The 1,218-nt window shown below is 71.4% G+C and carries 1 pseudogene; it reads left to right on the forward strand.

From position 1 onward, the window contains the following. Positions 1-996: 996 nt before the first annotated feature. Positions 997-1,218 (forward strand): annotated as a pseudogene (locus tag AB0G14_RS35820) (hypothetical protein); the annotation flags it as partial.

The following is a 1,218-nucleotide window of genomic DNA, read 5'->3' on the forward strand; positions in this document are numbered from 1 at the left end:
CGCCGTGCCCGGCGCCGGGCGGTCAGGCTTGATCCCTGCGCCGGGCACGGCGGGCCACACCCCGTCGGTGGTCGCGCCGTCCGTGCCTGGATGTCGGTTGTGCGGTACGGCTGCCGCAAAGCGTCGGTGAGGCGTCGGAGTGGGGTCGGCGTGGGGCCGGCTGCGGGGTGTCGACCCCGACCGTCTCCGCCTCCTGCACCGCCACCCCGGCCTACCCCGGCCCGTCGACCCGCTGTCGCGAGGTCCGGCGGGTCGGGTGGGGTGGGCGCTGTCGAGCTGCCCCATCTGTAGGACCACCGGTCACACCAGGCTCGGTCGCCCGCGAGGGCACATTGTGCCTCATCAGGCTCGGTCGTCCGCCATGGCACGATATCTCCCGTCAGGCTTCGGTCCCCAGCAACGGCACGTGCCCCATCTGTGAGGGCAGCTCGACAGGGGCCGGGCGGTGGCCTCCCGTGGGGTCCAGTTGTGCCCCGTCTGTGAGGGCAGCTCGACAGGGCCGGGCGATGGCGTCCCGTGGGGTCCAGTTTGTGCCCCGTCTGTGAGGGCAGCTCGACAGGGACCAGGTGGCGGCATCCCGTGGGGTCCAGTTGTGCCCCATCTGTGGGGCAGCTCGACAGGGCCGGGCGGTGGCATCCCGTGGGTCCGGTTCGGGTTGTGACCGGGGACATCGTGGGGGCGGAATGGTGGGCGGGGCGGGGTCGTTACACCCTGCGTACGGCCGAGCAAGGCCGCCCCCGCCCCCGGCGGGCTGGCGTGCAGGCCCCGGCCCCGGAATGGTGGTGGGCTGCCGGTCGTTACACATGGTCCCGGCCGGTGGAGGGCGACCCCCTCGCCCCGCGGTACGGGCCGCTCCCGGTCTTCAGATGGCCGGTCTGATTCTTCCCGGTGCGTGACGCCGGATCCCCTTGAGTTTTGTTGAGCGCCGGACGGTGCTTGCGCCCCCGCTGATCCCCCTTCGGCGGTTGTGGTGCCAACCCCCGAATGGAGCATCTGATGAACACGATCATGCGTAAGAGCGTTCTTGGTATTGCTGGTCTGGCTGTCGCCGGTGGTCTGGCCGCCGGTCCGCTGAACCACACCGACACCACCCCGGTCGAGGCGGCGGCGCCGGTCACCGCTGTGGCGGTGCAGGCTGAGAAGCCGGGTGTGGAAACCGCGAAGCTGGTTCCGCATGGTGTGCAGGGTGCGCAGTCGCGCATCGACCTGTCGGACGAG

It is taken from the genome of Micromonospora sp. NPDC023814 (assembly GCF_040639595.1).
GTDB lineage: Bacteria > Actinomycetota > Actinomycetes > Mycobacteriales > Micromonosporaceae > Micromonospora.